This is a genomic window from Mesorhizobium sp. M0621, from assembly GCF_040320745.1.
Classification (GTDB): Bacteria; Pseudomonadota; Alphaproteobacteria; order Rhizobiales; family Rhizobiaceae; genus Mesorhizobium.
This window is the reverse complement of sequence record NZ_JAMYQF010000013.1, coordinates 106,666-128,873: the sequence shown is the minus strand read 5'-3', so window position 1 is coordinate 128,873 and position 22,208 is coordinate 106,666. Positions and strand designations below refer to the sequence as shown.

Genomic DNA, 22,208 nt, shown 5'->3' with positions numbered 1-22,208 from the left:
GATCCATCACTACGACCCCGCATCGCAAATCACTCCCGTTGTCAGACGAAAGTGAATCACAAAACAAAGCCAAACGCGACTTTTGCAGCAGCCTGCTAGATCTTTGTTTTGATGCATGTCGTTCTCCCAAGACCGCCGCACACTTTGGGCGACATGCTTTGGCCGACAAGTCTTCGCTAACCACGCCGTTTGCCGGTTTTTCAAGACACTGCTGATATGTTGGCGGCCATGAGGCTTTGGGGCCGGCACCGGACGGGGACGACAAATGGGCGAATTGATCATGAGCGCGCCGGTGGCGGGGCTGACCTCGAAAAGCCGCATCGCCGCGGAGGACGTGGCGATGTTGCGCCATGAGGTGTTCGGCGACGGTGTGGTGACGCGCGGCGAGGCCGAGGCACTGTTCGCGCTCGATGCCACGGCGAAGGACAAATGCCCGGAATGGCCGCTTTTCTTCATCGAGGCGGTCACCGACTATATCGTCCACCAGGAGAAGCCGTCGGGCTATATCTCGCAGGACAATGCCGACTGGCTGATCCGCACGATCTCGCGCGACGGCATGGTCGACAGCCGGACCGAACTCGAATTGCTGGTGCACGTGCTGGAGGAGGCGAGATCGTCACCGGGCCAGCTTTGCGTCTATGCACTGCAACAGGTCGCCCACGCCGTCATCGACGGCAAGGGGCCGCTGATGCTCGGTGGTGCGCTGGTTCCCGGGCTGATCGCCAAGGCGGAGGTCGAACTGCTGCGCCGTATCCTCCATGCTCATGGCGGCGACGGCAACATTGCCATCACGCGCGCCGAGGCAGAGGTGCTGTTCAAGATCAACGAGCGTACCGCTCAAGGACACAACGATCCGTCCTGGAACGACCTATTCGTCAAGGCGATCGCCAATTTCGTCATGTGCTCGGCCGGCTACGAAGCGCCGACGCGCGATGTGGCGCTGCGCCGTGATGTCTTCCTCGAACGCGCCGATCCGGAAATCGGCGGCTTCTTCAGCCGGATGGTCTCCGGCGGCCTTGCCGGCATCATGGAGGCCTACCGGTCCCCTGATGACATCGAAGCCGAGTGGGAAGCCAAGAACAGGGCGGCCGAGGCACTCGCCCGCCGCGCCGAGACGATCGATGTCGGCGAAGCCAGCTGGCTGATCGAGCATATCGGCGTGGACCGGCCCCTATACGAGAACGAACGCGCGCTGCTGACGCTGATCAAACATGCCTCGCCGGAAATCCACCCGGTGCTGAGGCCGCTGCTCGACAAGGTTGCCTGACCGGTCAAGGGTTGCATGATCAGATCCGGGGTTGCCTGATCAGATCTGGTCGGCGTCGATGTATATCCGGGCCAGGCCTTCCCTCACGGTCGACATGGCATCGGCGACACTGATGGTGATGTGGTCATGCATCAGCCTGGCGGCCTTGTCGGCATCGCGGCTGACCATGGCCCGGGCGATTTCGCTGTGTTCGGTGTAGGTCGTCGACAGTCGCCGGTGCTTCTCCACTTCGATCTTGCGAACGAAATGGATGCGCGTGTTGATGCCTTCGAGAATGCGCGCCAGTTCGGGATTGCCCGACAGCCTGGCGATGCGGATGTGAAATTCCTCGTCCCTGGCGGTCAGTTCGGCGCTGGAAAATGAGTCGGCACGCGCCATGGTGAGCGTCCACCAGTCGACGAGCGCCGCGAGCTCCTCGTTGGTCGCGCGCTGGATTGCCAGCCTGACGGAGCGCTCCTCGAGCACGGCCCGCACATCGGAAAGATTGACGATTTCGTCGACATCGAAGCTGCGGCAGAAGAAGCCGCGATTGGTCTGGAAGGTGATGAGTTCCTCCGTGACCAGCCGCTGGAGAGCCTCCCGGATCGGGCTGCGGCTGACATTCAGCCTCGCAGCAAGCGCCACTTCGTTGATGCGTTCGTTCGGCTTGAAGCGATAGTCCATCGCCATGCGACGGATCTCTTCATAGACACGCGGGCCGGTCTTGATCGGCTTCGATGCCAACGCCGCGCTGTTGTCCTGGCTAGTTTGTCTGGTGGGTCGGAGCATAGTGTCAGTCAAGCCTTTGCGGCACTTGGTTCGGCGAACTGCGCCTGTGTGGGAAGGATACCGTCGAGGGCGATTGGCGCGGTCCGGCCGGCGATCAGATCGGCGACGATGCGAGCCGAGCCATGCGCCATGGTCCAGCCGATGTGGCCGTGGCCGGTGTTCAGCCAGAGGTTTTTGACGGTGCGCAGACCGAGGACCGGCAGATTGTTGGGCGTCATCGGTCTCAGGCAGGCCCGCATCTCGGCGCGATCATAGGCGATGCCGCGCGGGAAAAGGTCCTGCGTCACGCGCTTCATGAAGGCGAAATCCGACGGTTTGTGGCTGCGATCATAGCCCGCGAACTCCGCGGTGGCGGTGACACGGATGCGATCGCCCATCGGCGTGATGGCAACGAGATTGTGCTCGTCGATAACGGGAAGTTTTGGAGCCAGGGCCGGGTCGACGACGGGAATGGTCAGCGAATATCCCTTGACCGGATAGATCGGCAGACCAAGGCCGATCTTGCGGGCGAGGATCGGGCTTTCCGCGCCCAGACACAGGACGTACGTGTCGGCCAAGACCTCTCCCTTGTCGGTGACCACACGGGTGATCGCGTTGTTCCTGCGTTCGATCCCGACGATCTTGGTGCCTGTCAGGATATTGCCGCCCCTCGTTTCGACGATGGCCGCCAGCGCGCGCGTGAACTTGGCGGCGTCGCCGGTTTCGTCGGTCGGACACAATATGCCGCCGGCAATGCTGCCGCGCGACGAAGCCAGCGCCGGCTCGCGGTGAACGATTTCCCGCGCGTCGATAATGCGGATCTCCTGGCCGTCAGCTTCCAGCAGGCGCATGTTGGCGACGCCCTTGTCGAGCGCCTGACGGCTGCGATGGAAGTAAAGAATGCCGGCCGACGTCCTGTCGTATTGGATTGCTTCGTCCCTGACGACCGCCTGAAGGACCGATTGGGAATGGACCGCAAGCCGATGTTTGAGGAGGGTGTTGCGGTGCGCCTTGGCGGCCGTGCATTCTCTGAGGAAGCCCAGCGACCAGCTGTAGAGATGCGGGTCGGCGGAGAGTTTGAAACGAAGCGCCTGGTCTTTCAGGAAAAGCGACTTCAGCAGGATTTTGGGGGCGGCCGGCGATGACCAGACGAAGGAGTGGCCGGGCGCGATCATGCCGGCATTTGCCCAGCTTGCGCCCTCGGCCACCTGCGGTGCCTGCTCGAGAACGGTGACTGCGTGACCGTCCTTTTGCAGCTGATAGGCAGTGGTGATCCCGACCACGCCCCCGCCCAAGATCAATGCGTGCATTGCCGTCCCGGATGGCTTTCGTTTCTATTGTCGACAATTCATAGGAAGACGCAGGTATTTGTCAACGGCGCATGAATTTGCGATAGGCAAGGGATCCACTCAAGGGCATAATCCTGGCCATTTCCGTGATTATCTTAAACTTGCACGGAGCCCTTGACACGCTCGGCATTGTTGCCGTTTCTATTGTCGACAATTCTGATTGGCATCAGGAAGGGGACTGCACCATGGACGCCCCGGTTACCCGCGCCGACGACACGCTTGTCCTCGACAAGGAACGCATTCCCTTCAAGACCGATGACGGTATCGGCACACGCGCCAATCTCGGCCTGCTCGTGCTGCGGACCGACCAGACCATCGAGGATGAATTCCGCTATGCGCTGCCCGCTCGCGACATCGCGCTGTACGGGGCCCGGCTCTACAGCGATGTCGAGATCACGCCGGAAAACTTGATGAAGATGGCGGCCATCATCCCAGGAACGGTCGGACTATTGCCCGACGTCAAGTTCGATGTGATCGGCTTTGCCTGCACGTCGGGAGCGCTTGTCATCGGCGAGGACAAGGTTGCCGCGCGCGTTCATGAGGTGCTGCCGGGCGTGCAAGTGACCAACCCGGTGACGGCGGCGCGAGCCGCGCTGAAGGCCCTGGGTGTCTCACGGATCGCGCTGCTCACCCCTTACCTCGCGAAAATCAATCACTCCCTGCGGGCATCGCTGATTGCGCGGGGGATGGATATTCCGGTCATGGGTTCCTTCAATGAGGCGGACGACAATGTCGTTGCGCGCATCACGCCGGCATCGGTCAAACAGGCCATCTTGGAAATCGGCGCGTCGAGCGACTGTGAGGCCGTGTTCGTCTCCTGTACCAGCGTGCGCGTCGCCCGGATCATCGAGGAGGTCGAGAAGGAGCTGAAGAAACCGGTCACCTCGAGCAACCATGCACTTGCCTGGCATATGCTGCGGCTTGGCGGCATTTCAGAGCAAATTGCCGGAAAGGGCGAGCTGTTTCGTTGCGCGCTGTAGGCGCGGCCATTTCAAGCCGAGGCGCTTGCGGTGTGAGGTTCAGATACCGCCATACCAGTCGTAGCCATTGTCTTCCCAATAGCCGCCCCTGCCGCCGCCGATAGTGGCGAAGCCGTCGACCAGTTCGATCTTGTACAGATATTTCGGCATCTTGTAGCCGAGTTGGCGCTCGACGCGGACGCGCAGCGGCGCGCCGTTCTCGACCGGTAGCGGCTTGCCGTTCACGCCATAGGCGAGGATCGTCTGCGGGTGACGGGCATCGATCAGGTCGATGGAGCCGTAATATTTGATGTCGCCGGAAAGGCTGCGGTCGATCGTGTCGAGGCAATGGAACAGGACGTAGCGCGCCTGCGGCTTGACCACCGCCTGGTCCAGCACCAGCGACAGCGGCGTGCCGGTCCATTTGGCGATGCAGCTCCAGCCTTCGACGCAGTCATGGCGAGTAATCTGGGTGCGGCTCGGCATGTTCATCAACTGCTCGCGGCTGAGCGACAGCGGCTTTTCGACCAGGCCTGAAACTTCCAGCCGCCAGTCGGCGAAGTTGTTGGCGAGAAAGCCCTTGTAGACGTCATCATCGGGCGCCGTGACACCGTTCGGCCGCTGCGGCTGGCGGATGTCGGCTTCAGTGAATTCCTGCGCCAGCGCGTCACGTCCGGCGAGCAGGCGCTGTGCCCGGTATGTCAGGTCATTGGCATTTTCGAGAAAACTGCGCAAGCCACTGCCAACGCTCAACTGGCTGTCGAAGGCGTCGCAGCCCGACAGCATGATGCCGGAGGCACCGAGGCTGGCACCGGTCAGGAATTTGCGGCGGCTGATCTCAAACTTCGCCATGTCAGGCACTCCTCTCGGCGGTTTTGTCGTCCTGAGCGGGAGGATCGGTGCGGTACCAGCCGGTGATGATCGAGCGCAGTTCGTTGATCGGGCCCGCGGCCAGGATCATCAGGATATGGACGACGAAGAAAACGACCAGCAGCACCATCACGGTGAAATGGATGGTGCGTGCCGTCTGCCGGCCACCGAGCAGATCGTTGAGGAACGGCAGCACCGAATTCATGCTTGGCGACATCGCCAGGCCGGTGATGATCATCAGCGGCAGGAGGACGAACAGCACGCCGCCATAAGCCATCTTCTGCAGCGTGTTGTACTCCCGCGTGTGGTGGAATTTGAGCTTGGCGTGATCGATGATGTCCTGCGGCAACCGCTTTAGATCGTTCAGGCGTGGCGCGAGGTCGCGGCGCAGATGGCCGTTCACGGTGCTGGCGACAAACCAGACGATCAAGGTCGTGGTCAGTATCCAGGCGAAGAAGAAATGGACGACACGGGCGGTGCCGAGGTCGTAGTAGGACGGGATGGTCGCCCAGGACGGAAAGGCGCGGGATGTCTCCTGGCCCGCTGGCCCCGACCAGCCGAGCACGCCTGTGGTGTCAAAGCGATGCCCGAAAATCTCGGTGTAGCCGCGTGGCCCGACGTTGGTGTTCTCGGCGCCGATGGCGAAGATGGTGTTGTTGTAGCCAAAACCAGACTCCTTGCCGATATAGAGTTGCGGACGGGCATTGAAGATCTGCAGGCCGGATAGCAGCATGAAGAAAAGCGAGATGGCCCAGAGCCAATGTGTCAGCCGCGTCCAGCGCGACTGCCGGTAGATCAGCGGTTTTTCGTTCGAGGCCGAGGCGCCAGGGTCGGATTGGCTTCTGGCAACGGATTCCATCTTGTCTCGTCTCCCGGCCTCACGGCGTGGCCCGCGCGTTCATTGTCCTCCTGATACGTCGCGATCCAAACCAATGTTTCATCCGATCACGGATTTATTACGGAGCGCCCAGGCTGACGGCGAGATTGACGGCGGCGGCGACGATGACCGTGTTGAAGAAAAACGACAGGATCGAATGGACAAGCACGACACGTCGCATATGCGTCGTAGAGATGTTGGTGTCGGCGGTCTGCGCCGTCATGCCGATAACCGTCGAGAAGTAGAGGAAATCCCAGCCTTCCGGCCGTTTGTCGCCTGGGAACAGCAGTCCGCCGACCGGAATCTTCTTCTTGGTCTCGGCGTCGACCGCATCGCCGTCCATCCAGTAGACATGGGCATAATGGAGCGCCGCCATGGCATGGATTGTGAACCAGCCAAGCGGGATCGACAGCAGCGCGAAGATCAGTTCGATAGGGTGGGTGCTGTCTTTCTCATTTATCAGCTGAAACAACGAGAAGGTGGCAACGCCGACGACGACCAAAGTCACCGCGAAGATGACCAGCATCGGCTGGTCGGTGGCGCGCGCATTCTTGCTCAGATACCTGCCGGTGAATTTCGGCATCTGGGTGACGACAAGAATGACGTAGGTAGCAAAGAATGCGTTGGCGCCGATCGAATAGGCGAGCGAGGCATGCAGCAGCAACGCCACGGCAAGCGCCACGACGCCGAAGCAGGCCGACACCGCAAACAGCATGTGGCGCTGCAAGGGAGGCTTCATCGGGGTTTCGGCAGCCATGGCGGTTCCCAACCTTGGATGGCGCTCGGTTTCTACTGCGGTGTGGCGGATTTGAGCGCCCGCCGCAAGATGCGGTCGAGTTCGCCGAGAAACCGCGAACGGTCCTGCGGCGCGAAGCTGGCATTGTAGCCCTTGCTTTCGCCTGTCTCGCGCAAATGCTGTTTCAGGTCGCGCATCGCCACCGCCATGCCGATTGTTTCCGGCGTGAAAGGACGTCCGGTTGGCCCAAGCACATGCGCGCCGAGCGCCACCGCGCGGGCGGCCAGCGGAATGTCCGCGGTGATCACGATGTCGTTGGTCCGCGCATTGTCGACGATCCAGTCGTCGGCGGCATCGGCGCCCTTGGACACCACGACGTTGCGGATCATCGGGTCGCGGGAAGGGCGCAAGCCACCATTGGAGACGTAGGTGACGACGATGCCATGGCGCTCGGCGACCTTTTCGACCTCGGCCTTGACCGGACAGGCGTCGGCATCGACGTAAATGGCAGGTGCTGGCATCGCTGGTTCCAATGAGCATGGGGCCAGACGATTTCGTCCGGCCCCATGGATACAATCCGATTAGATACTAAGCCGGCAAGGCGCCGGACTTCTTCGCCGTCCAGGTGGCGATATAGTCCATCAGGCCGGGATTGAGGCAGTCATAGGGTTCCAGCCCGATGCCCTTCAACTGGGCACGAATGCCCTCCATTCGCTTCGGATCGACACCCGATTCGATGATCGACGAGACGAAAGCGGTGAAACCCGGAGGTGACCAGCCGTCCTCCTCGAACCGCTCCGGATGGATGAAGGAAAGCCCCTTGAACGCGTGGTCGCGCTCGACCGGTCCGTGCATGTGGACACCGCAGCCGGTGCAGGCATGACGCTGGATCAGCGCTGACGGGTCGACCACTTTGAGCTTGTCGCCATTCTCGGTGACGGTCACGTCGCCGGTGCCGGCCACGGCAACGACTGAGAACACCGCGCCTTCCGGCTTCCAGCATTTGGTGCAGCCGCAGGCGTGGTTGTGGGCGATCTGGCCCTTGACCTTCACCTTCACCGGATTGCTGGTGCAGGCGCAGACCAGCGTGCCGCCGGCAAAGCTTGCGCTTTCCCTGGGCAAGCCATTGTCGATTTTCGGATGCAGTTTCTCCGCCATGTTTTTCTCCTCCCAGTTGTGAACCACAGAGGTCGCAGGCCGGTTGGTCGGCGGCTTGTGGTCTTCTTCAGTAAATAACCACACTTCGGATCGACTTGCCCTCATGCATGAGGTCGAAGCCCTTGTTGATGTCCTCGAGCTTCAGCGTGTGGGTGATCATCGGGTCGATCTGGATCTTGCCGTCCATGTACCAGTCGACGATCCTCGGCACGTCGGTGCGGCCGCGCGCGCCGCCAAAGGCGGTGCCCATCCAGGTCCGTCCGGTGACCAGCTGGAACGGCCGTGTCGAGATCTCCTGGCCGGCGCCGGCAACGCCGATGACGACCGATTTGCCCCAGCCGCGATGCGAGGCTTCCAGCGCCTGGCGCATCACCTTGGTGCTGCCGGTGCAGTCGAATGTGTAGTCGGCACCACCGATCTGGTCGGCGCCGCGCTTGGTCATGTTGACGAGGTGGGGCACGACATCGCCGTCGATCTCCTTCGGATTGACGAAATGCGTCATACCGAACTTCTCGCCCCAAGCCTTCTTGTCGTTGTTGAGGTCAACGCCGATGATCATGTCGGCGCCGGCAAGTTTTAACCCCTGGATGACATTCAAGCCGATGCCGCCGAGGCCGAAGACGACGGCCGTGGCCCCTTGCTCGACCTTGGCGGTGTTGATCACCGCCCCGATGCCGGTGGTGACGCCGCAGCCGATGTAGCAGATCTTGTCGAAGGGGGCGTCGGGATTGACCTTGGCCAGCGCGATCTCGGGCAGCACGGTGAAGTTGGAGAAGGTCGAGCAGCCCATGTAGTGAAAGATCTTGTCCTTGCCGATGGAAAAGCGCGACGAACCGTCGGGCATCAGGCCCTGGCCCTGCGTGGCGCGGATGGCCGTGCACAGATTGGTCTTTCGTGACAGGCAGGACGGGCACTGGCGGCATTCGGGCGTATAGAGCGGGATGACGTGATCGCCCTTCTTGACCGAGGTGACGCCCTTGCCGACATCAACGACCACGCCGGCGCCCTCATGGCCGAGGATGGCCGGAAACAGGCCTTCGGGATCGGCACCCGACAGCGTGAACTCATCGGTGTGGCAGATCCCTGTCGCCTTGATCTCGACCAGCACCTCGCCCCCGCGCGGACCGTCGAGGTCGACCTCCATGATCTCCAGCGGCTTTCCGGCGGCGACAGCAACTGCGGCGCGGGTTTTCATGGGGCAGTTCCTCCCAAGCATTCAAGGTTTCAGCTTTTGAATGCATATTCAATGCTGCGATGCGCAGCAAATTGCAATGCCGGGAGCGGCTGTAGACTAATCTTCCATGGGCTGGATGACCGCCTGCGAGGAAGACCCCGAAACGCGGGCGCTTTGCTGACCTTCCTTGCCTACCGGGTCCGATTGAATTGAAACCGTGTAGATCGAACAGTTTCCATACTGTTCTTTGATAGCGGCGCAATCCTTGTAGATCGCCTGATAGATTTCCGCGCGCTTTTTCCTGGCAGGCTCCGGATCGGTCAACGAGAATCTCACATCGCCATCATCCTGGTATCTGAACGAGATCGTGTTGGCGATCAATTTTTCACTTTTAGCGACGGTCCCGAAATCGCCTTTTTGCACAAACTGGAGGCTAAACCGGATCATTGCCGTTTTGCCCGTCCACAGGTCGGCGGACGTATCCGATACCCGGCATTTTTCAGCGAATGTCTTCAAGAATTCCTGGCATTCGTCCCGCGCAAATTCGAGCGCTGCGATCCGGGCGGCGGATTTCTTGCTCGAAGCGGTTGAGCCTTGAAAGAGACCAGCGTCCAAGACGAGCTGAATGCTGGCCACCCGCAGCCTGTCGAACTCCTTGAAATGCTCGATAGACGACAAGGCGTACCCTCTCTTGGGATTGTAGACATTCTGGTATTTGCCATCCGCGGGCGTATCTTTCGCCTGCCTTGCTGGCTCCTGCCTCATACGCGGCGCGAAATAGCTGGAAAGCGCGGCATTCAGTCCGATGCCGGCGAAATTGATCAGGATCATATACGCCGGTATCGCCAGAACGATGCTGATCGCCAGGACTGCTAGCCATTTTGCTATTTTGACCATTGAAGTTTGTCTACCGTCTCTTCTGCGGACCCTGAAATATGCCTATCGCCTGTTCTTTAATTTGTCGGTGTGAAAGTCGGTAGAATTGAACTCGTGCGGGGCCGAACACGCCTCCCGGGCCCGCCCCTTGAGGCGCGCCGGAATTGTCCATAGAACTGGACCGCTTCGCCGGAGGAACGACATCCGAATGTTCACCAAGATCCTGATCGCCAATCGTGGCGAGATTGCCTGCCGTGTCATCAAAACGGCGCGCAAGATGGGCATCGTCACGGTTGCCGTCTATTCCGATGCCGATCGCGATGCGGTTCATGTCGAGATGGCCGACGAGGCGGTGCATATCGGGCCTTCGCCCGCGGCTCTGAGCTATCTCGTGCCTGAAAAGATCATTGCCGCCTGCAAGGAGACGGGCGCTCAGGCCGTGCATCCCGGCTACGGCTTCCTGTCCGAGCGGGCGGCCTTCTGTGAGGCACTGGAAGCGGAAGGCATCATCTTCATCGGCCCGAAGCCCAAGGCGATCAAGGCGATGGGCGACAAGATCGAATCGAAGAAGTTCGCCAATGCCGCCAAGGTTTCCACCGTGCCCGGCTGGCTCGGCGTCATCGAGAATGCCGACCATGCCGAAAAGATCGCCGGCGAGATCGGCTATCCCGTGATGATCAAGGCTTCGGCCGGTGGCGGCGGCAAGGGCATGCGCATCGCCTGGAGCCAGTCGGAAGTACGCGACGGCTTCGACCGGGCGCGCTCGGAAGCCAAGAGTTCGTTCGGCGATGATCGCGTCTTCATCGAGAAATTCGTCGTCGATCCGCGCCATATCGAAATCCAGGTGCTGGCCGACGCGCATGGCAACGCGCTCTATCTCGGCGAGCGCGAATGCTCGATCCAGCGCCGCAACCAGAAGGTCGCCGAAGAGGCGCCGTCGCCGTTCCTCGATGCCGAGACACGCAAGGCCATGGGTGAGCAGTCGGTGGCGTTGGCCAGGGCTGTCGACTACCAGAGCGCCGGCACGGTCGAGTTCATCGTCGACAAGGACAAGAACTTCTATTTCCTTGAAATGAATACACGATTGCAGGTCGAGCATCCGGTGACGGAGCTTGTCACCGGCATCGATCTGGTCGAGCAGATGATCCGCATAGCGGCGGGCGAAAAGCTCGCCTTGAAGCAAGGCGATATCAAGCTGAACGGCTGGGCGGTGGAAAGCCGGCTCTACGCCGAAGACCCGTACCGCAATTTCCTGCCCTCGATCGGCCGGCTGACGCGCTACCGGCCGCCGGAAGAAGGCCAATTCGACGATATCGTCATCCGCAACGACACGGGCGTCACCGAAGGCTCCGAGATCTCGATGTTCTACGATCCGATGCTGGCCAAGCTGTGCACCTGGGCGCCGACGCGTCTGGAAGCCATCGATGCCATGTCGGAAGCGCTCGACAGTTTCGTCGTCGACGGCATCGAACACAACATCCCGTTCCTGGCGGCGCTGATGCAGCATCCGCGCTGGCGGGAAGGGCAGATATCGACCGCTTTCATATCAGAGGAATATCCCGACGGTTTTGCACCTGTCGTGCCGAACAATGATGAGAAGGCCGTGCTGGCGTCGATTGCGACGGCGGTGGAGCTGCTGCGCCGTGATCGGCTCGACCGGCTGGGCGGGCGGCTGGCGCCGCATTCGGGAGCGCTGAAGCGCGACTGGGTGGTGAAGATCGGCGACGACTATCTGTCGGCGTCCATCCTCGAGGGCATGATTTCCATTCCGATGGAAATCGATCTGTCGATTGAGGGGGGCAAGGCGCTGACCGTTTCGTCCGACTGGCGGCCGGGCGACCTGATCTGGCGCGGCACGGTCGGCAAGCGCAAGGTTACGGCGCAGATCAGGCCGGTTGCCAATGGCTTTCGCGTCGCCTGGAAGGGTATGTCCGTGACCGCGCGCGCTATGCTGCCGCGCACCGCCGAGCTTGAAAGGCTGATGCCGGAAAAGATTGCGCCGGACACGTCGAAACTGCTGCTTTGCCCGATGCCTGGCCTTGTCGTGTCGATTGCCGTTGCCGTAGGCCAGGAGGTCAAGACCGGCGAGACGCTCGCCGTGGTCGAAGCGATGAAGATGGAAAACGTGCTGCGCGCCGAACGCGACCTTGTCGTCTCCAAACTCAACGCCAAGCCGGGCGACAGCCTGGCCGTCGATGCGGTGATCATGGAGTTTGCCTGAGAGATTGTTTGGAAACTCTACTCTGGCGGCCATCTGATGGCGTTTTCTGCGCTTCCGGTGCTCACGGACCCAAATGTCCGCTGCGCTCCGGTTCTCGAAACCACCACCACATGACTCGCCAGAGCGAATTTCGAAACAATCTCTGTGGTCCGAGCAGGGCGCCGGCAAGCCTGTGGTCAGCAGTTGTTTGTGCTGGACTGGCATCGCGCGGTCCCGGACAATACATGTCCATCGACTCAAGGACCTTCACGCAGCACCATGGCCGACGAAAAACTTCCCCGCGATCCCCTGAAGCGCGAAGCAGCGATTGCTGCGGCGCGGCCGGAGGCGCCCGCTCGGCCCTTCGTCCATCTGCGCGTGCATTCGGCCTATTCGCTGCTGGAAGGCGCCTTGCAGATTAGCAAGGTGGTCGCTCACGCGGTCAAGGACGAAGCTCCGGCCATTGCCGTCACCGACACCAACAATCTGTTCGGCGCGCTGGAATTCGCGCAGAAGGCGGTGAAGGACGGCATCCAGCCGATCATCGGCTGCCAGATTTCGCTCGCATTTTCCGGCGAAAACAGCGATGGCCAGCGCGACCGCAGGCGGCAAGGCCCAGACATGCGGCCGGTCGTCCTGCTTGCCGCGACCGAGGCCGGCTATTCCAATCTGGTCAGGCTGGTCAGCCGCGTCTACCTCGAAACGCCGCCAGGCGAGGCCGTGCACCTGACCACGGAAATGATGCATGGCTATTGTGACGGGCTGATCTGCCTCAGTGGCGGGCCGCGCGGACCGATCGGCATTGCGCTCAAGGAAGATCGCCGCGATCTGGCCGAGGCACGGCTTTTGACCCTGAAGTCGATGTTCGGCGACCGGCTCTATGTCGAGCTGGATCGGGTTTCCGGCTATGATCGGATGATCGAGAAATCCTCGATCGATCTGGCCTACGCCCATGAATTGCCGCTGGTCGCCACCAACGAGGCGTTCTTCTCGGCGCGCGACGATTATGACGCGCATGACGCGCTGATCGCCATCGCCGAGGGCTCTGTCGTCGCCGTCGACAACCGCCGCCGGCTGTCGCCGGACAATTTCCTGCGCAGTCAGGCCGATATGGCGCGGCTGTTCGCCGATCTGCCGGAGGCGATCGACAACACCGTCGAGATCGCGCTGCGCTGCTCCTACTATCCCAGGAATCGCAATCCGATCCTGCCGCGCTTCACCGGCGGCGATGTCGCCGACAATGACGCCGCCGTGCAGGCGGAAGCCGACGAACTGGCCCGTCAGGCGCATGAGGGGCTCGACGCGCGGCTGGCCGCGCATGGCCCGACTCCCGGCTACACGGTCGAGCAATATCGCGAGCGGTTGAATTTCGAGCTCGGCATCATCACCAAGATGAAGTTTCCCGGCTATTTCCTGATCGTTGCCGACTTCATCAAATGGGCCAAGGCACAGGGCATCCCGGTCGGGCCGGGCCGTGGTTCGGGCGCAGGTTCCCTGGTCGCTTATTCGACGACCATCACCGACATCGATCCGCTGCGCTTCTCGCTGCTGTTCGAGCGCTTCCTCAATCCCGACCGCGTGTCGATGCCCGACTTCGACATCGACTTCTGCCAGGATCGCCGCGAGGAGGTCATCCGCTACGTCCAGCAGAAATACGGCCGCGACCAGGTCGGACAGATCATCACTTTCGGTACGCTGCAGGCTCGCGCCGTGCTGCGCGACGTCGGCCGCGTGCTGCAGATGCCTTATGGCCAGGTCGACAAGCTCTCCAAGATGGTGCCGCAGAACCCAGCCAATCCGGTCAAGCTCGCGGACGCCATCGCCAACGAGCCGCGCTTTGCCGAAGAGGCCGAAAGGGAGCCGATCGTCCAGACGCTGCTCGACATGGCGCAGAAGCTGGAAGGCCTCTATCGGCACGCTTCGACACACGCCGCCGGCATCGTCATCGGCGACCGGCCGCTGTCGGAGCTGGTGCCGATGTACCGCGATCCGCGCTCGGACATGCCGGTCACCCAGTTCAACATGAAATATGTCGAGCAGGCCGGGCTGGTGAAGTTCGACTTCCTCGGCCTGAAGACCCTGACGGTGCTCGAAACGGCGGTGAAATTGATCCGCCGGCGCGGCATCGAGATCGACCTGGCGACGATCCCGCTCGATGATCCCGAGACCTACGCCATGCTGTCGCGCGGCGAAGTGGTCGGCGTGTTCCAGGTGGAAAGTGCGGGCATGCGCAAGGCGCTGATCGGCATGCGGCCCGACTGCATCGAGGACATTATCGCGCTGGTCGCGCTCTACCGGCCGGGGCCGATGGAGAACATCCCGACCTACAATGCCAGAAAGCATGGCGAGGAGGAGATGGCGTCGATCCATCCCAAGATCGACCATCTGGTGAAGGAGACGCAAGGCGTCATCGTCTACCAGGAACAGGTGATGCAGATCGCGCAGGAGCTTGCCGGCTACTCGCTCGGCGAAGCCGATCTGCTGCGCCGTGCCATGGGCAAGAAGATCCGCGCCGAGATGGACAAGCAGCGCGAGCGCTTCGTCACCGGCGCGGTGGAGCGCGGTGTCGGCAAGCCGCAAGCCGACTTCATTTTCGACCTGCTGGCCAAGTTCGCCGACTATGGTTTCAACAAGTCGCACGCCGCGGCTTACGCGGTCGTCTCGTACCAGACCGCCTATCTCAAGGCGCATTATCCGGTCGAGTTCCTGGCGGCGTCGATGACGCTCGACATGGGCAACACCGACAAGCTCGCCGACTTCCGCCAGGATGCGCTGCGCCTGGGCATCGAGGTGCTGGCGCCGTCGGTGATATCGAGCTTTCGTCCCTTCGAGGTCGGTGAGAACCGCATCTACTATTCGCTGGCCGCGCTCAAGGGCGTCGGCGACGCGGCGGTCGAGCACATCGTTGCCCAGCGTGGCGAAAAACCGTTCAAGAACCTCGCCGATTTTTGCGAGCGGGTCGATCCGAAGATCGTTGGCAAGCGCGTTTTCGAAAGCCTGATCATGGCCGGCGCGCTCGACTGCTTCGGCCATGATCGTGCGTCGATGCTGGCGGGCGTGGAACGCATGATGGGGCTGGCGTCGCTGGCGCAGCAGAACGCGGTCTCCGGCCAGCACGACATCTTCGGCACCTCGCTCGGCGCCCAGTCGCAGGCGCTCAATCTGCCGGCGACGGAACCGTGGCTCGCCGCCGACCGGCTGCACCGCGAATTCCAGGTGGTCGGCTTCTACCTCTCGGCGCATCCACTCGACGAGTACAAGGCAGCGCTGCAGAAGATGCGGGTGCAGACGTGGGCCGAGTTTTCGGCGGCCGTCAAGCGCGGTGCCGCCGCCGGGCGTCTGGCCGGCACGGTGACATCCAAGCAGGAGCGCAAGACGCGCACCGGCAACAAGATGGGCGTCATTGCCTTTTCCGATACATCCGGACAGTACGAAGCCGTGCTGTTTTCGGAAGGGCTGGCGCAGTATCGCGACCTGCTCGAAGCCGGCCGCTCCGTCGTCATCACGGTCGCGGCCGAGGACAGGCCCGAAGGCGTCAATCTGCGCATCAACTCGGTACAGTCGCTGGAGGACGAGGCAAGCCGCATCCAGAAGGCACTGCGCATTTTCGTGCGCAACGCCGCGCCGATCAGCACACTGGCTGGGCAGCTTGCCGTCAGGGGCGAGGGCCAGGTGAGCTTCGTGCTGATCAAGGAAGAAGGCGAGGGGGAAATCGAGATCGAGCTGCCGAACCGCTACCGGATCTCCCCACAGATCGCCTCGGCGATGCGAGCGGTGCCGGGCGTGGTCGAAGTGGAATTGGTGTGACCACCGCTCTTCCGGGCTGGCTGCATTCCGCCGGGCGGTTCCTGCAGCGAACGCCACCGCAATCGTCATGAAAGCGGCAGGCACGGGCGGATCACAGGCGGTTTCAACCCTGGCGCGGCTGCACGACCGGCTGCGCAAGCTCTATCACGGGCGCACACCCGCCGCTTTCCGGTTCCAGCTGGTGGCTGTCATCATCGACTTCGCCATCATCGCTTTCTTCATCGCGACGCCGGTTCTCCAGGATAAGCCGTCATTCCTCTGGCTCGACTATTCGGCGGCCGCTCTGGTCGCTGCGGACCTGGTTGCCCGGCTGCTGGCTTCCAACGACATGCTGCGGCTGATGAAGCAGCCGACATCGTGGGTCGATGTCTTCATCCTGCTGACACTGCTGATGCCGACGGCGTTGGCCAATCTCGCTTTCCTGCGCATCCTGCGGCTGTGGTCGCTGTCGCGCAGCGGTTCGCTCTGGCGGCATCTGGAGATGCGCGGCTTGCGGCCCTGGCGCGAGGCGAGCCAGGCGGTCATCAACCTTTTGACGTTTCTGTTCGTCGTCACCGGCTTCGTCTACACCTTCTTCTTCCGCACTGGCGCCGGCCTCGAAAACTATATCGACGCGCTTTACTTCACCGTCGCCACGGTAACGACGACCGGCTTCGGCGACATCGTGCTGCCCGGCATAGCCGGCAAGCTGACGGCAATCGTCACCATGATCATCGGCATATCGCTGTTCGTCAGGCTGGCGCAGGCGATTTTCCGGCCGGCCAAGGTGGTCTTTCCCTGTCCGCAATGCGGCTTGCAACGGCATGAGCCGGATGCCGTGCATTGCAAGGCTTGCGGCCATCTTCTGAACATTCCCGATGAGGGAAACTGACCAGCTGGGTGTTACGACGCCGCCGCGTCGGCCGGCCTTATCGTCCTTCGCTGAAGATTGAGCAGATTGCCCATCAGGATCAGCAGCGCGCCGCCGGCGGTAAAGGCGTCGATCTGCTCGCTATAGAGCAGCCAGCCGATCAGCGCCGACAGCGGCACACGCAGGAAATCCATCGGCGAAATGACGGTCGCGTCGGCATAGCCAAGCGCACGGGCCATGCAGAAATGCGACGACATGCCGGTGAAGGCAATCAGCACGATCCATGGCCACAGTTCCAGGGGCGGGTTGCGCCACGTATAGAGCGCCGGAACGAGGCCGACCACCGACTGGATGATCAGCATCCAGAAGATGATGCGCACGACGCTGTCCGTTCGCGTCAGCGATTTGACCGTGACCACCGAGATGCCGAAGCAGACGGCGGCACCGAGCACGACGAGATGTCCGGGATCGACCGAGCCGACACCGGGGCGCACGATGATCACCACGCCGATCAGCCCCAGGACGATCGCCGCAAGCTTTGGCCGGGAGAGCCTTTCGCCGAGAAAAATCACCGCCAGGATAGCCGTCCAGATCGGTGTGGTGAATTCGATCGAGATCAGCACGGCCAGTGGGATCAGCGTCAGCGCGTAGAGCCAGGCTGCCTGGCCGGTATAGTGGATGACGTTGCGGGCGATATGGGCGACGGGGCGCTGCGTGCGCATTGCCGCAAAGCCGCCGCTCATCATCACCAGCGGCAGAAGGATGAAAAAGCCGATCACCGAGCGCAGTTCCAGCACCTGGAAGACGTTGAGTTCGGCTGTCGTGGCGCGGCCGGCGACCGACATCGCCAGGAACGAGGCGATCGACAACGCCATCCAGAACGCTGCCTTTGGAATCGAAGGGGTAGGTGTCATGCCGGCTGTGTCGCAGGACGGAGCTTTTGCCGCAATCGCTAGCCGCTGCATTCTTCTGGGCCAGTCGCCAAGGCTGGATGTTGCAAAACAGTCATGCCGTGGGCGGAACCTGAAACGGCAAGGGGCGTTGAGCCCGCGTAGCCAGCCGTGCCTGCGTTGTGAACTGTCCCACCTTTTTCGAGATCGACAAGGAGAGTTTCGATGAGATTATTCGCACAATTCGGCCTTGCTGGATGTCTGTTGGTTGCGGCAGGCACCGCGCATGCCGACGAGGCCAAATTTCTCCAGTCGTTCAGGGGCGATTTCGCCGGCAAGGGTATCGTCAAGGTGACCACAGACGCGCCAACGGTGAACGTGTCTTGTAACTTCAAGTCGAACGCGACGTCGAGCTCATTGTCGCTCGACGGCAATTGCCGCGGACTGATTGTGGTGACGCGCGTCATCAGCGCGGATCTGAAAGCCAGCGGTGCCAAATATAGCGGCACCTATGTCGGTTCTCGTACCGGGCCGGCGCAACTCAACGGCAGTCGCTCCGGCAACGCGATCAATCTCGGCATCCGCTGGGCCAAGGAGGTCAATGGCGACCGAAGGGCACAGATGAGGGTCGAGAAACGCGGCGAGAACGGCATGCGGCTGACTGTCGTCGACACCGATCCGAAAACCGGCAAGAGCGTGGTGACGAGCAGGATAGACCTGCAGCGCAGTTGAATCTCAACGCAGCGATATGCGGCGTCACTCCTCGAGTGGTTCCGGCGGGTGAGCGTCGCGGCCCTTGCCGAAGGTATAGCCGGTTTCAACCGCCTTGCGGCCGAACTTGTCGCGCAGGGCATCGATGGCGCCTTCGGCCATGGCGCGCTTGCGCGACTGGACGTCGACCAGATCGGGCGGGTCGGCCTTGTCGTCGTCCGAGAGGTCGCTGACGCCGATGCCGAGCAGTCGGTATTTCGTGCCATCGGTTTCCTTGCGCAGAAGCTCCACCCCGGTCTGAAAGATGCGGTCGGCGAGCCGGGTCGGGTCGCCGAGTTGGCGGTTGCGCGTGCGCAGCTTGAAATCCTGGGTCTTCAGCTTCAGCACCACGGTGCGCCCGGCAATGCCCGATTTCTTCAGTCGTGCCGAGACCTTTTCCGAAAGGCCCCTCAGCACCGCAACCAGCTCATCCAGCGAAGCGATGTCGGTGTCGAAGGTGGTTTCGGCCGATACGCTCTTGGCGTCCTGGTCGGGGTCGACGCGGCGGACGTCCTCGCCGCGCGAAAGGCGGTAGAGCCGGTCGCCCATGGTGCCGTAACGCCGCATCAGGTCGCCACGGTCCATCTGCTGCAATTGGCCGATGGTGCGGATGCCGTCCCGCTCCAGCGTGGCGTTGAACGCCTTGCCAACGCCCCAGATCATGGTCACCGGCTGCTCCGCCAGGAAGCCGACCGCCTCGGCTTCGCCGATGACCGAGAAGCCGCGCGGCTTGCGGAAGTCCGACGCTATCTTGGCGAGGAACTTGCAATAGGACAGGCCGGCCGAAACGGTGATGCCGATCTCCTTCTCGACCGCCAGCGCGAAGCGCGCCAGAACCACCGCCGGTGGCAGGCCGTGCAGCCGTTCGGTGCCAGCGAGGTCGAGAAACGCCTCGTCGATCGACAGCGGCTCGACCAGCGGCGTCAGCGCCTGCATCATGGCGCGCACCTCGCGGCCGACGCGCACGTATTTTTCCATGTTGGGGCTGATGACGACTGCCTCGGGGCAGGCTTCGAGCGCCTTGAACATCGGCATTGCCGAGCGCACGCCCTGGATGCGGGCGATGTAGCAGGCGGTGGAGACAACACCGCGCTTGCCGCCGCCGATGATCAGCGGCTTGTCCTTGAGCGCCGGATTGTCGCGCTTTTCGATCGCCGCATAGAAGGCATCGCAATCGATATGGGCCAGATGCAGCCGGTAAAGCTCGGGATGACGCGCAAGCCTTGGACTGCCGCAGCGCTCGCAACGGCGCGTTTCGCTGCGCTGAAATGTCAGGCAGTCGCGGCAAAAACCGTGGTGGGGATGGTTGACAGGAGCCGCCATTTGTGGGAACATAAAGAGAACAAACGCAATAGTACGACAGCGCAAGACCAGCGACAAGGGTGGTCTGGGGAGAACGCATGAGCACGACCATAGCGCCATTGACGCCCGCGCTATGGGCGGATTTCGAGGATCTCTTCGGCAAGCAGGGTGCCTGTTACGGTTGCTGGTGCACGCATTTCCGTATGGCGCCGGCGGTGCGCCGCGAAAGCAGCCGGGAGCGCAACAAGGACCACATCAAGGCGCGCATCGAAGCCGGCCCGCCGCCGGGTCTGCTGGCTTTCGAGGATGGCCAGGCGGTCGGCTGGATGCAGATCGGACCGCGCTCCGACGTGCCCGAATGGAACAATCAGGGCAGGGGGTCGGCACCGATCGATCCCGCCGACGCCGCGGATCCGGCCGTCTGGGCAATCTCCTGCTTCTTCATCCGCAGCAAGGCGCGCGGTAGGGGCATCACGCATCGCCTGGTCGACGGCGGCATCGATTTCGCCCGCAAGAATGGCGCACGGCTGGTCGAGGCCTGCCCGATAGACCTGTCTCGCGATTCGCGCTCGATCGGCCTGTTCGTGGGCTCGTCGCGGGTCTTCGAGAAGGCCGGCTTCGAAAGGCTCGTGGAACGCAAGGCGGGCCGGCCGCTGATGCGGCTCGTGCTTTGATCGAGGCGTTCCGCCCTGATAGCGTTGTTGATGCCGCCTTGCGGTTGCGGCGGTAATTTCATACCAGACGAACGAAGCGTTCCTTCTAAAGCGCATGCGCTTCAGGTTTTTTTGTTTATGCATGTCGTTCTCCCAAAACCGGGACCCACTTTTGGGCGACATGCATTAGGTCAAACGGAGAATTCGCGTGAACCGTACCCTGCCATTCGTTTTCCTCCTTGCGTTGAGTGCACCTGCTTTCGGTCAGACTGTCGACAGTCAGGGTGCGAAGCAATTGTCCGACGACTTGTCCCGCTATGTCGGCAAGCAGGCGATCGACAAAGGCATCCTGAAGGTTTCGCTCGAGGGCAACGCCTACAAGATCTTGTTTGATTTCAAGGCACTTGCCGCATCATTCCCGGAGCAGAAGCTGCTGAAGTTCGACTTCGCTCCCTATGCGCTGATGGTCAAGCCGCGCAGCGATGGATCCTGGGATGTCTCGATGGATTTCTCGCAAAGCGCTTCCTTCGAGTTCAACGGACCCGAGGGGCTGCAAAGCACGCAGTTTTCGATCAAGGACGGCAAGGGCTCGGGCGTCTACGACCCCAGTCTGGCGGCCTTCACCAGCGGTACCAGTTCGATGGCCGGCATGACGATGGCATCGAAAGATGCCAAGCAGCGCATGGAAGCCAGCACTGGCGCCGGCACCGCGACCATTGCCGCGACCAAGTCCGCGTCCGGCGGCGTCGATTTCACGACCTCGCAAAAGGTGTCGAGTTTTGTCGAAGCGATTAATTTCGACGATCCAGAGAGCGGGCTGAAATTCCCGGTCACCGTCAGGTCGCCGAAGCTGTCGGTCGAAGCCAGCGGCAAGGGCGTGCGGACAAAGCCGTTGCTCGATCTCCTGGCATTTGCGGTGGCCAATGAGGATGAGGCGACGCTGAAGGCCAACCAGGCGCAGCTCAAATCGCTTCTGCTCGCCGCCTTGCCACTTTGGGAGCGTGTCGAGGGAACCTACGGCTTCAAGGATTTCGCCGTGGAAAGCCCGGTGGGCAATTTCGGCGCCACCCAGCTCAGCACTGCATTCGGAAGCGACGGCGTCGCCCAGAACGGCACGGTCACCTATGGCATCAAGGCATCGGGGCTGACGGTGCCGCAGCAGCTTCTGCCGAGCTGGAGCGTGGGGCTGCTGCCCACCGATATCGACCTGAACTTCGGCGGCGCCAACATCGATCTCGACAGCATGGCGAAGAAGGCGATCGAGGCCTTTGATCTCAATCAGGATCCGCCGCTGTCGGCTGATTTCGGCGAGCAGCTCAAAGCCGACTTCATGGCCAAGACGCCGAAGGTCGTGCTCGGCCACAGCACGGTGAAGAACAAGGACACGGAGATCGCGCTGCAAGGCGAGATGACGTTCCCCGGCGAAAAGCCCGAAGGTAGCGTGACCGTCGATGTCGCCGGCTTCGACAAGATGGTCGAAGGCCTGCAAGAGGCGGCAAAGTCGGAGCCAGAAGTGGCGCAATACGTGCCCGTCGCCCTCATGGCGAAAGGGTTCGGCAAGACGCTGCCCGATGGCCGGCTGGAATGGGTCGTCAACGCGAAAGCGGACGGCTCGGTCAGCGTCAACGGCGTCATGCTGAAACCCGCCGATCCGGCCGTGGACGACAGTGTCGATGATGATGACAGCGGGGACGATAGCGGTGACGACAGCGGCGGGGCAGGAGCGAACTGAACCCTTGAGAG

20 protein-coding genes are annotated in these 22,208 nt (G+C 61.9%); 9 read left to right on the top strand and 11 right to left on the bottom strand.

The annotated features are described in order from the left end of the window. Window positions 1–215, top strand: a 215-nt coding sequence (locus tag NKI38_RS12280) for a hypothetical protein (RefSeq protein WP_352657833.1), incomplete at its 5' end; no start/stop codon positions are given. Window positions 216–265: 50 nt separating this feature from the next. Beyond that, the gene (locus NKI38_RS12275; protein WP_352657830.1) at window positions 266–1,267 is read left to right on the top strand and encodes a hypothetical protein; all 1,002 of its coding nucleotides are present in this window, start codon (window positions 266–268) and stop codon (window positions 1,265–1,267) included. Window positions 1,268–1,306: 39 nt separating this feature from the next. On the opposite strand, the gene NKI38_RS12270 is transcribed toward NKI38_RS12275, so the two are convergent. After that, a complete protein-coding gene (locus tag NKI38_RS12270; protein ID WP_352657827.1) occupies window positions 1,307–1,990 on the bottom strand; it encodes a GntR family transcriptional regulator in 684 nt (227 codons plus the stop codon). A gap of 53 nt (window positions 1,991–2,043) precedes the next feature. Further along, a complete protein-coding gene (locus NKI38_RS12265) occupies window positions 2,044–3,324 on the bottom strand; it encodes a D-amino acid dehydrogenase (RefSeq protein WP_352657824.1) in 1,281 nt (426 codons plus the stop codon). A 224-nt stretch (window positions 3,325–3,548) separates the two neighbouring features. Here NKI38_RS12265 and NKI38_RS12260 point away from each other — a divergent pair, with 224 nt between their 5' ends. Further along, the gene (locus tag NKI38_RS12260) at window positions 3,549–4,343 is read left to right on the top strand and encodes a maleate cis-trans isomerase family protein (RefSeq protein WP_352657821.1); all 795 of its coding nucleotides are present in this window, start codon (window positions 3,549–3,551) and stop codon (window positions 4,341–4,343) included. A 39-nt stretch (window positions 4,344–4,382) separates the two neighbouring features. Here the strand turns inward: NKI38_RS12260 and NKI38_RS12255 are convergent, their stop codons facing one another. The 7 genes from NKI38_RS12255 to NKI38_RS12225 form a co-directional block, all read right to left on the bottom strand. Continuing rightward, complete coding sequence (locus tag NKI38_RS12255; protein ID WP_352657819.1) at window positions 4,383–5,174, bottom strand: molybdopterin-binding protein; 792 nt, start codon at window positions 5,172–5,174, stop codon at window positions 4,383–4,385. Between the two features lies 1 nt (window position 5,175). Continuing rightward, a complete protein-coding gene (locus NKI38_RS12250; RefSeq protein WP_352657816.1) occupies window positions 5,176–6,051 on the bottom strand; it encodes a cytochrome b/b6 domain-containing protein in 876 nt (291 codons plus the stop codon). A 97-nt stretch (window positions 6,052–6,148) separates the two neighbouring features. Beyond that, on the bottom strand, window positions 6,149–6,826 hold the full coding sequence (locus NKI38_RS12245; protein WP_023757528.1) for a DUF1345 domain-containing protein: 678 nt from the start codon (window positions 6,824–6,826) through the stop codon (window positions 6,149–6,151). Between the two features lie 32 nt (window positions 6,827–6,858). After that, window positions 6,859–7,326 carry a YaiI/YqxD family protein gene (locus NKI38_RS12240; protein WP_352628109.1) on the bottom strand — a complete coding sequence of 156 codons (468 nt, stop codon included), beginning with the start codon at window positions 7,324–7,326 and terminating at the stop codon, window positions 6,859–6,861. Window positions 7,327–7,393: 67 nt separating this feature from the next. Beyond that, the gene (gene gfa, locus NKI38_RS12235; protein ID WP_352657812.1) at window positions 7,394–7,963 is read right to left on the bottom strand and encodes an S-(hydroxymethyl)glutathione synthase; all 570 of its coding nucleotides are present in this window, start codon (window positions 7,961–7,963) and stop codon (window positions 7,394–7,396) included. A gap of 67 nt (window positions 7,964–8,030) precedes the next feature. Then, complete coding sequence (locus NKI38_RS12230) at window positions 8,031–9,158, bottom strand: S-(hydroxymethyl)glutathione dehydrogenase/class III alcohol dehydrogenase (protein ID WP_352657809.1); 1,128 nt, start codon at window positions 9,156–9,158, stop codon at window positions 8,031–8,033. Window positions 9,159–9,254: 96 nt separating this feature from the next. Then, window positions 9,255–10,034, bottom strand: coding sequence for a hypothetical protein (locus NKI38_RS12225; protein ID WP_352657807.1), 780 nt, complete (start codon window positions 10,032–10,034; stop codon window positions 9,255–9,257). Window positions 10,035–10,221: 187 nt separating this feature from the next. Between NKI38_RS12225 and NKI38_RS12220 the strand changes: the two genes are divergently transcribed. From NKI38_RS12220 to NKI38_RS12210, 3 genes are all read left to right on the top strand, one after another. Next, on the top strand, window positions 10,222–12,234 hold the full coding sequence (locus NKI38_RS12220) for an acetyl-CoA carboxylase biotin carboxylase subunit (protein ID WP_352657805.1): 2,013 nt from the start codon (window positions 10,222–10,224) through the stop codon (window positions 12,232–12,234). A gap of 258 nt (window positions 12,235–12,492) precedes the next feature. Then, a complete protein-coding gene (gene dnaE / locus NKI38_RS12215) occupies window positions 12,493–16,020 on the top strand; it encodes a DNA polymerase III subunit alpha (protein WP_352657803.1) in 3,528 nt (1,175 codons plus the stop codon). Between the two features lie 67 nt (window positions 16,021–16,087). Next, complete coding sequence (locus NKI38_RS12210; RefSeq protein ID WP_352657801.1) at window positions 16,088–16,891, top strand: potassium channel family protein; 804 nt, start codon at window positions 16,088–16,090, stop codon at window positions 16,889–16,891. An 11-nt stretch (window positions 16,892–16,902) separates the two neighbouring features. Here the strand turns inward: NKI38_RS12210 and NKI38_RS12205 are convergent, their stop codons facing one another. Then, window positions 16,903–17,784, bottom strand: a complete 882-nt coding sequence (locus NKI38_RS12205; RefSeq protein ID WP_352657798.1) for a DMT family transporter — start codon at window positions 17,782–17,784, stop codon at window positions 16,903–16,905. Window positions 17,785–17,985: 201 nt separating this feature from the next. On the opposite strand from NKI38_RS12205, the gene NKI38_RS12200 reads away from it, so the two are divergent. Beyond that, window positions 17,986–18,492 (top strand): hypothetical protein, encoded by a 507-nt coding sequence (locus NKI38_RS12200; protein WP_352657796.1) that lies wholly within the window; start codon window positions 17,986–17,988, stop codon window positions 18,490–18,492. A 24-nt stretch (window positions 18,493–18,516) separates the two neighbouring features. Here NKI38_RS12200 and NKI38_RS12195 read toward each other — a convergent pair whose 3' ends face one another. After that, window positions 18,517–19,845, bottom strand: a complete 1,329-nt coding sequence (locus NKI38_RS12195) for a DNA polymerase IV (RefSeq protein ID WP_352657793.1) — start codon at window positions 19,843–19,845, stop codon at window positions 18,517–18,519. Between the two features lie 65 nt (window positions 19,846–19,910). Between NKI38_RS12195 and NKI38_RS12190 the strand changes: the two genes are divergently transcribed. After that, complete coding sequence (locus tag NKI38_RS12190; protein ID WP_352657791.1) at window positions 19,911–20,486, top strand: GNAT family N-acetyltransferase; 576 nt, start codon at window positions 19,911–19,913, stop codon at window positions 20,484–20,486. A 187-nt stretch (window positions 20,487–20,673) separates the two neighbouring features. Beyond that, a complete protein-coding gene (locus NKI38_RS12185) occupies window positions 20,674–22,197 on the top strand; it encodes a hypothetical protein (RefSeq protein ID WP_352657789.1) in 1,524 nt (507 codons plus the stop codon). Window positions 22,198–22,208: the final 11 nt, after the last annotated feature.